Genomic DNA, 7,099 nt, shown 5'->3' with positions numbered 1-7,099 from the left:
GGCCGGCCCCCCCCCGCGGGGCCCCGGGCGCCGCCGCGGGGGCCCCCCGGGCGCCCCCGCGCCGGTCGGCGGACGTCACGGTGTGACGGTCCGAGGTCACCGGCGACCCCTCGCCGGGCCGCCGGTGACCGCTCAGGAAGTGTTCAGCACTGGGGGCGGCGGCCGTGGTTGGCCTTGTGCCTGGCCCGTGCCTTCTTCTTGCGGCGTCGCTTCGACGACATGGCCACTCCTCTCCCGACAGGGTGCGCTCCCCCGGGTACCACGGTGGCACATCGGGCCCTGGCAGGCCTCCGGAGCACCGGGCACGGGGGCTCGTGGGACGGGAGGCCCGGCACCCGGCGGCCCGGTTCGTCGGAGGCCCGGCGCGGGTCGGTCCCGGCCCGCACGTTGGCCCGCTCGGCGGCTCGCGACCCGGCGCGGAGGCCGGTCGCCCCAAAGGGCAGCCGATGACCGAAGCCGTACCTGCGCTTCTCAAACCTCTTTTGACTGTCCATCAGCTCACGGACCCCGCCCTTCGTGGGCCTCGGCGCGACAACGTCCCGATGGGGCAAGCTCCGAGGGGACGCCGGAGCCCTTTGAGGCACTTCCGCCGGCGGGCGGACCAAGACGCCGCCTCCCCGATTAGGTTCGTTGACAGACGGGTCGTGGACGCGGCCCGCCGGACACCCATGGAGGTATCAGTCATGCGACGTACCATCACCAAGGTCGCCAGCCTCGGCGCGGTCGCCATGTTCGCGATGGCGCTGGCCCAGCCCGCGCAGGCGACCCCGAACGACACCGCCGGGGCGCGCACCGCGGCCGCGGTGGCGCCGACCTACTTCGAGTTCACCGACGGCACGAACACCTTCGTGTTCCAGCTCACCGACTCCACCCGGATCCAGCAGGCCCGGAACATCCTGAGCGGCGTGGAGACGGAGAACATCAGCGTCATGGGCAAGGTCGTGAAGACCCCCGCCTCCTACAACAAGCCGTGGAACTACCAGCTCGCCCCGAACACCGTGTCGTTCTTCGGCATGGCCGTGGAGGCCTGCGACGCGAGCATCTCCTACGTCAACGACCACCTGTCCGAGGTGGGCGGCGCCCTCCTGCCGGGCTCGACCTGGTGTCCGTGGCAGTCGAAGCTGACGCGCGAGATCACCGCGCCGTAAGGGGTCACACCCCGGGGCGCTGACCGCGCCCGTTGTCGCTCCGGCCGCCGGATCCTCAGGCGGCCGGAGCTGTCATGTTTCGACCAAGAATTCCTCGGGGGACCCGTCGGCACTCAGCCGGCGGGGCGGCCGGGGCGGCCAGGGCTGCGGCGACCATCGTGACCGTGCCGCCGGGACGGCCCGGCCGGAGGCCGAACCGGGCGGTCGCACCCGAGGGCAGCAGCACCGCCGCCACGGCGAGCACCCCGGCCGCCGGCCGGGCGACCGGTTCGCCGGCCCGAACCACGGCGAGCAGCACCGCCGCCGACCGCACGTACAGGGCCGCTCCCGCCACGAGGGGCGGCAGCACGCCGCCCCTCTCGTGCAGCAGGACGACGCCCCGCACCGCACTCGCGACCACCGCGGACAGCGCGAACCCGAGGGTCAGGGCGAGGGCGCCCCGCAACGGCACACACAGCGCCCTACTGAGGGAAGCGGCGGCCATCAGCAGAATGTGACGATGCATCGGGTCGATCACGAGGGCGCGCACCCGACGAGGCGTCGCCCCCGGAGGCCGCGGGTGCGCCTCGTGCATCCCGGACCCGCCGAACGACCTCGTGCGCGCCCTTCCGGCACGCCCCGCCGAGCCGCACGACAGCGCCGCCTGCGGGCATCTCCCCGGTGCGACCCGGTGCGGCCCGGTGCGACCCGGTCCGGTCGCGGCGACGGGCCGAACAGGCAGGGGCTTTCTGCCCGTGTCGGCCGACATCCCTTGCCCTCGGGGAGGGAGAGCAGCCCTCAGGAACCATTCGGAGGCCTGCTCCGGCCCGCCGCCATGGAATCGCAGGAGTGATCCTTCTCGGCTGGTCCCGGGCGAGCGGAGGAGCGGAACGCGGTCCGCGCGGAGCACCCGCCCGGCGGTGGGCCGACCCCGGGTGGGCGGGGTCGGCCCGGCGGGTCAGAACGCCGAGGTGTAGGCGGTCAGGAACGGGGTCGAGACCGGCGAGCCGGCGGCGTTGAAGCAGATCGTGTAGAGCTTCACCGTCCCGGAGCTCCGGGCCCAGGGCAGGGCGAGCCCGCACCAGCCCGGCCCCGGGCCGTAGGCCGTGGCGTGCGCGGTGTCCGAGGGGACGGCCACCCCGGGCAGCGTGACGGTGGCCGGGACGGACCCGGCGAGCGTGTTGGTCGCGCCGCTGGAGTTGAAGTTGGTCGCCGCTGGGACCCCGCCGTTGAACCAGAGGTAGCCGAACGACTTCGGCGGGAACGCCGGCCCGTGCAGGGCCCGCTTGAGGGAGTAGCTCAGCGTCCACCTGGTGTCGTACGGGGCGTTGGCCGCGTCGAAGCAACTCACCACGACGGTCTGGCCGGTCGCGGCGGGCGCCCAGTCGGCCACCTTGCAGCGCGCGCCCTGAACGGCGTCGACCGCCGTGACCTCGATGTTCCCGGCGGCGGTGGACAGCCCCAGGCCGGGCAGCCAGGCCTTCCAGATCCCGGTCGAGCCGTGGCTCACCGTGTTGACCGCACCGGCCGAGTTGTACTGGGCGAGCACCGCGCCGGAGATGTCCGAGTAGGTGTAGCCGTAGCTGCCGCCGGCTGGCGAGGGCGTTCCGCTGCTGGTGGTGTAGAGCACGGTGAACAGCGTGTTGTCGGGAGCGCCGCCGGGCCGGTAGCAGTTCACCGCGACGTCCTGCCCGGTGCCCGCCGTGGACCAGCCCTTGATCTGGCACCAGTTGCCGGTGCGGCCGACAGCGGTGGCGTGGGCGATGCCGCCCGGTCCGGCGATGAACGGGAAGTGCACGAGGTACGAGCCGACCGCGAGCTGGTCGACCTTGACGGGGTTGGCGGCGGGCGACGGCCAACTCCCCCACTGCCGGGTGAGGTCGGGGACGTACCCGGCCGGCGGGGTCGGGTTGTCGAGGAACGCGAAGCCCCAGCGGTCCGGCACGGCGGCCCGGGCGGGGCCGGCCGTCGGCAGCGTGACGGCCACCACGGCGGCCAGCATGGTCAGAACGAGCAGGACGGCGCGGACGGGTCTGAACGACGGTGCGACAGTGCGGGCGTGCATGGGCGTACTCCCTGGGTGGTGAGGAGGGGTGTGCGGCCTGCGTGGTGCAGCCTGCGCTACGAGCCCGCTCCCGGTGCCCGGGGCGGGCCGTGGCCGACGGGACACACGGGCGCCCTGGGAGCCCGGTGGAGTCCGGCGTCGGCCGACGCTGTCGGGGTCAGGCCGACGGCGCCTCACATCGTAGGAGCGCACCACCCGCAGGCCCAGGCCTGCGGCATGTTCCGCGGGGCCGTTGCCGGCCGTTCGCCGAGCGGACCCAGCAGCCCCGGCGGCCTCCGCCGGACCCTCCGCCCCCACCCGTCGGCCGCTCCCCGGCCGCCGCCGGAACCCGTCGGACCCCGGCGCCCCACGGCTCGCCCACCACCCCGGCCGTACCCCGCCGGCGACGCACCGCCGGTGGCCGGATCCGGTCCGGGAGATCGACCCGGGCACCTCGGCGCAGCGGCGGCGCGGCGGCCGTCAGGGGGCGAGCCGCTCCGGAGCGGTGCCCGGGGCCGGGCCGGTCGAGGAGCGGACGACCAGCTCGGGGTCGAACAGCAGCTCCCCGGTCGGAACCTCCCGGTTGCTGACGAGGGCCAGGATGCTGCGGCCCACCTCCAGCGCGAGCCGGTCGGCCGGCTGCCGCACCGTGGTCAGGGGAGGGTCGACGAACTCGGTGATGGCCGAGCCGTCGTAGCCGACCACCGACACGTCGCCGGGGACGGAGCGCCCCTGGCGGCGGATGCCGCGGATCGCGCCCAGCGCCATGTAGTCGCTGGCCGCCACGATGGCGGTGGCGCCGCGTGCGAGCAGCGGGGCCACCGCGGCCTGCCCGCCCTCGACCGTGTAGGACTGGCGGATCACCCAGTCCTCGGCGGCCTCGATGCCGCGCCTGGCCATGGCGTCGAGGAAGCCCTGGACGCGCCGGTCGGCGGGGTGGTTGCCGGCCGGTCCGGAGGCCATCCCGATCCGCCGGTGGCCGAGTCGGTAGAGGTGGTCGACGGCCTGCTCGGCGGCGAGCGCGTCGTCGGTCGAGAAGACCGGGGTGGGTACCCCGTCGGCGAATTCGCCGTTGATCCCGACGAACGGGACGCGGCGCTGGCGCAGCAGTTCGTACGTCTCGGTGTCCGCGCCGTCGACCGTGTTCGAGGCGGACAGGAAGACGACGGCCGCGATGCCCTTCTCCACCAGCGTGGCGATGAAGTCCCGTTCCTGCACGCCGCCGGGGAAGGCGGGGCACAGCACCGTCTTCAGGCCGTGCGGCGCGAGGGCCGACTCGATCCGCTCCGCGACGTCGGCGAAGAACGGGTTAGACACGAACTCGGTTATCACCGCCACCAGTTGACCTTGCGTCTGACGCTCGTAGCCGAGTTCGGCCATCGCCTGCTCGACCGCGTCCCTGGTCTTCTTCGCGACACCCTGGCGCCGGTTGATCACCCGGCTGACGGTGGCCTCGCTGACGCCCGCCCGGGCTGCCACGTCGGTGATCCCGACCTTCATCACGGTCCTTCCGTGTGCGTGCTTGCGGACCTCCGCAGGGTCGGCCGCCGATCGGGGCCGTCCGGCGGGAGCTCCGGCGAGCGGCCCATGATACGGCCCGGCGAGCGGATTGATCACGCCCCGACTCCCGGCCGTACGCCGCCCGCAGGCGGCCTGGCACCCCTCGCGGGAAGCGCAGAGCCGCCGACCCCCCAGTCCGACTTGCACGATATCGATGAAAACCTTCAGTCGGATCCGGCAAATGATCCTGTCGGGTCCATTGCAAGCCTTCACTCCCACTTGTTAGCGTGCCTCGCGCCCGGTCGACGACGGCCGACCCCACCCCCTGCCCGGGAGACCCCGATGAAGCGTTCCCGCCTGTCCCTGCTGACCGCGTGCGCCTTACTCGCACCGCTCGTCCTCGGCACCCCGGCCGCAGCGGCCGCCGGCCCGGCCGCGGGCGCCGAAGCGGGACGGCCCGGCACGGGCACCGCCGGCCCGGCTCCGCTCGCCCTCGTCAACCCCGGCTTCGAACAGGGCGGCGAGGGCTGGGTGTTCAGCTCCGGAACGGGTGTCGCGACCAACTACCCCCACGGCGGCAAGGGGCTCGTCTACCTGGACGACGGCGCCGGGAAGAGCGTCACCCAGACCGTGAAGGCCACCGGCCGGGGCACCTACGACATCTCCGCCTGGATCGCCACCGGCGGCCCGAACGGCACGTTCGTCGCCCGCGTGAACGGCGCCGTCGTCGCCTCCGTGACCTTGCCCGCCGCCGCCAACTACCGCCGCTACACGCTCAGCAGGATCACCCTCGCCCGGGGCGACCGGCTGGAGATCGGCTTCGGGTCGGGCGACGGCTGGGTCAACGCCGACGACCTGATGGTCTCCCCCTCCTCCCCCGCCGACCCCCGGATCAGCTCCTCCGACCCGAAGATCGTCGAGATGTTCGACTGGGCCAAGCGCAAGGCCAACAGCTGGGTCCAGCTCCCGGGCACCCAGGGCCCGCTGAACGTCGACGAGTGGAACACGGCGGGCAGCGGAACCGGCACGTACGGCGCCTCCTACTGGGCCGGCTACGCCAACCGCAGCGGCTACTACTCGCGCGACTTCGCCCACCAGCTGGCCGGCGCGGGCGTGCTCGGCCTGAGCGGCGCCAACAAGGCCATGCTCCGCTCGTTCGCCGCCTCAGCCACCGCGGAGCACGCCTACTACCCGGTGTGGGCACTGAACTTCGACACCACCAGCTACCTGTCGATCGACTACCGCAGCCCCACCAGCTTCGTCCGCGAAGTCCCCGCCACCTTCGAACTGGTGCAGAAGGCCGCCGAGGCGTACCGGTGGAGCGGCGACCGCGCGTACGTCGACGACCCGGCGCTCTGGGACTTCTACCGGCACGCCACCGGCGAGTTCGTCGACCTGCACAACGGCACCCGGGACAACGGCAGCGTGAAGGTCGCCGAGGGCACCGGCAAGGGCATCTTCCAGGGCACCGCCAGTTACAACGAGCAGAGCGGCGAACCCCTCGCCGAGGCCGGCGACGCGATCGGCTCCCAGTACCAGGCGTACCTCGCGATGGCCGAACTCGCCCGCGGCAAGGGCGACCGCGACCTCGCCGCGACGTACGACCGGAAGGCCCGGGAGCTCAAGGCGTACTTCAACTCCACCTGGAGCGGCACCGGGTCGGGCGCGGACATGGTGCGCGGCTACACCACCGACGGGCGCGCGCTGACCGGCTGGGGCAAGGAGAACAGCTGGTTCATGCCGATGAAGCAGATCCTCGCCCCCGGGGCCCGCCTGGACGCCTACCTCGACTACATCGACCAGCAGGCCTCGGGCGAGGACGCCCCCTCCAACATCGAGGCGCTCACCTACCTGCCGGACACCTTCTTCACGAACAACCGCAGCGACACCGCCTGGAAGTGGATGAACCACGTCTACGACCAGAAGGACGTCCAGCACGTCAACGCCAAGCAGGGCACCAACGGCGACTACCCGGAGGTCTCGTTCACCCTGCTCGGCCAGACCGTCGAGGGCCTGCTGGGCGTCGAGCCCGACGCGCCGGCGCGCACCCTCACCACGCAGTCCCGGCTGCCCGCCGGCATGGACTGGCTGAAGATCGACGACCTGCGGATCGGCGCCGGCACCTTCTCGCTGCGGCACGACGGGGCCACGAAGTCGACCCTGACCAACACGTCGAGCAGCGGCGCCTACACCTGGGAGGCGCGCTTCCCCGGCACCCACGCCACGATCACGGTCAACGGCGTGCCGTGGAAGGCCAGGACCAAGGTGGTGGACGGCGTCACGTACACCTACGCCACCCCGACCGTCACCGCGGGCCGGACGGTGACGGTACAGGTCGGCTGAGGAACCGCCGGACCCGTCCGTGCCGTCGGTACCGTGCGGACGGGTCCGGCGCCGGCGCGACGACTGCGCGCCACCGCCCTGTCGG

At 73.2% G+C, this 7,099-nt stretch carries 5 protein-coding genes; 2 read left to right on the top strand and 3 right to left on the bottom strand.

Going from position 1 to position 7,099, the window contains the following annotated elements; genetic code table 11:
• The first annotated feature begins 683 nt into the window (after nt 1–683).
• Nucleotides 684–1,148, top strand: coding sequence for a calmodulin-binding protein (locus tag ACFVYI_RS39765; protein ID WP_387894634.1), 465 nt, complete (start codon nt 684–686; stop codon nt 1,146–1,148).
• Between the two features lie 55 nt (nt 1,149–1,203).
• On the opposite strand, the gene ACFVYI_RS39760 is transcribed toward ACFVYI_RS39765, so the two are convergent.
• The 3 genes from ACFVYI_RS39760 to ACFVYI_RS39750 form a co-directional block, all read right to left on the bottom strand.
• On the bottom strand, nt 1,204–1,653 hold the full coding sequence (locus ACFVYI_RS39760) for a hypothetical protein (RefSeq protein ID WP_387894633.1): 450 nt from the start codon (nt 1,651–1,653) through the stop codon (nt 1,204–1,206).
• A 432-nt stretch (nt 1,654–2,085) separates the two neighbouring features.
• The gene (locus ACFVYI_RS39755; protein ID WP_387894632.1) at nt 2,086–3,192 is read right to left on the bottom strand and encodes a hypothetical protein; all 1,107 of its coding nucleotides are present in this window, start codon (nt 3,190–3,192) and stop codon (nt 2,086–2,088) included.
• Nucleotides 3,193–3,651: 459 nt separating this feature from the next.
• Nucleotides 3,652–4,671: a LacI family DNA-binding transcriptional regulator gene (locus tag ACFVYI_RS39750; RefSeq protein ID WP_387894631.1), complete on the bottom strand. Its 1,020-nt coding sequence runs from the start codon at nt 4,669–4,671 to the stop codon at nt 3,652–3,654.
• Nucleotides 4,672–5,013: 342 nt separating this feature from the next.
• Between ACFVYI_RS39750 and ACFVYI_RS39745 the strand changes: the two genes are divergently transcribed.
• Complete coding sequence (locus tag ACFVYI_RS39745; RefSeq protein WP_387894629.1) at nt 5,014–7,014, top strand: CBM35 domain-containing protein; 2,001 nt, start codon at nt 5,014–5,016, stop codon at nt 7,012–7,014.
• The last annotated feature ends 85 nt before the right edge of the window (nt 7,015–7,099 follow it).

The organism is Kitasatospora sp. NPDC058218, from assembly GCF_042882445.1.
In the GTDB taxonomy this organism is placed as follows: Bacteria; Actinomycetota; Actinomycetes; order Streptomycetales; family Streptomycetaceae; genus Kitasatospora.
The sequence above is the reverse complement of the archived record's forward strand: the minus strand, read 5'-3'. Positions and strand labels throughout refer to the sequence as shown.

What these genes read in the sequence shown, in the direction of transcription:
- ACFVYI_RS39765 (WP_387894634.1), top strand. Translation starts at nt 684, where the DNA reads ATGCGACGTACCATCACCAAGGTCGCCAGCCTCGGCGCGGTCGCCATG.
- ACFVYI_RS39760 (WP_387894633.1), bottom strand. Translation starts at nt 1,653, where the DNA reads ATGCATCGTCACATTCTGCTGATGGCCGCCGCTTCCCTCAGTAGGGCG.
- ACFVYI_RS39755 (WP_387894632.1), bottom strand. Translation starts at nt 3,192, where the DNA reads ATGCACGCCCGCACTGTCGCACCGTCGTTCAGACCCGTCCGCGCCGTC.
- ACFVYI_RS39750 (WP_387894631.1), bottom strand. Translation starts at nt 4,671, where the DNA reads ATGAAGGTCGGGATCACCGACGTGGCAGCCCGGGCGGGCGTCAGCGAG.
- ACFVYI_RS39745 (WP_387894629.1), top strand. Translation starts at nt 5,014, where the DNA reads ATGAAGCGTTCCCGCCTGTCCCTGCTGACCGCGTGCGCCTTACTCGCA.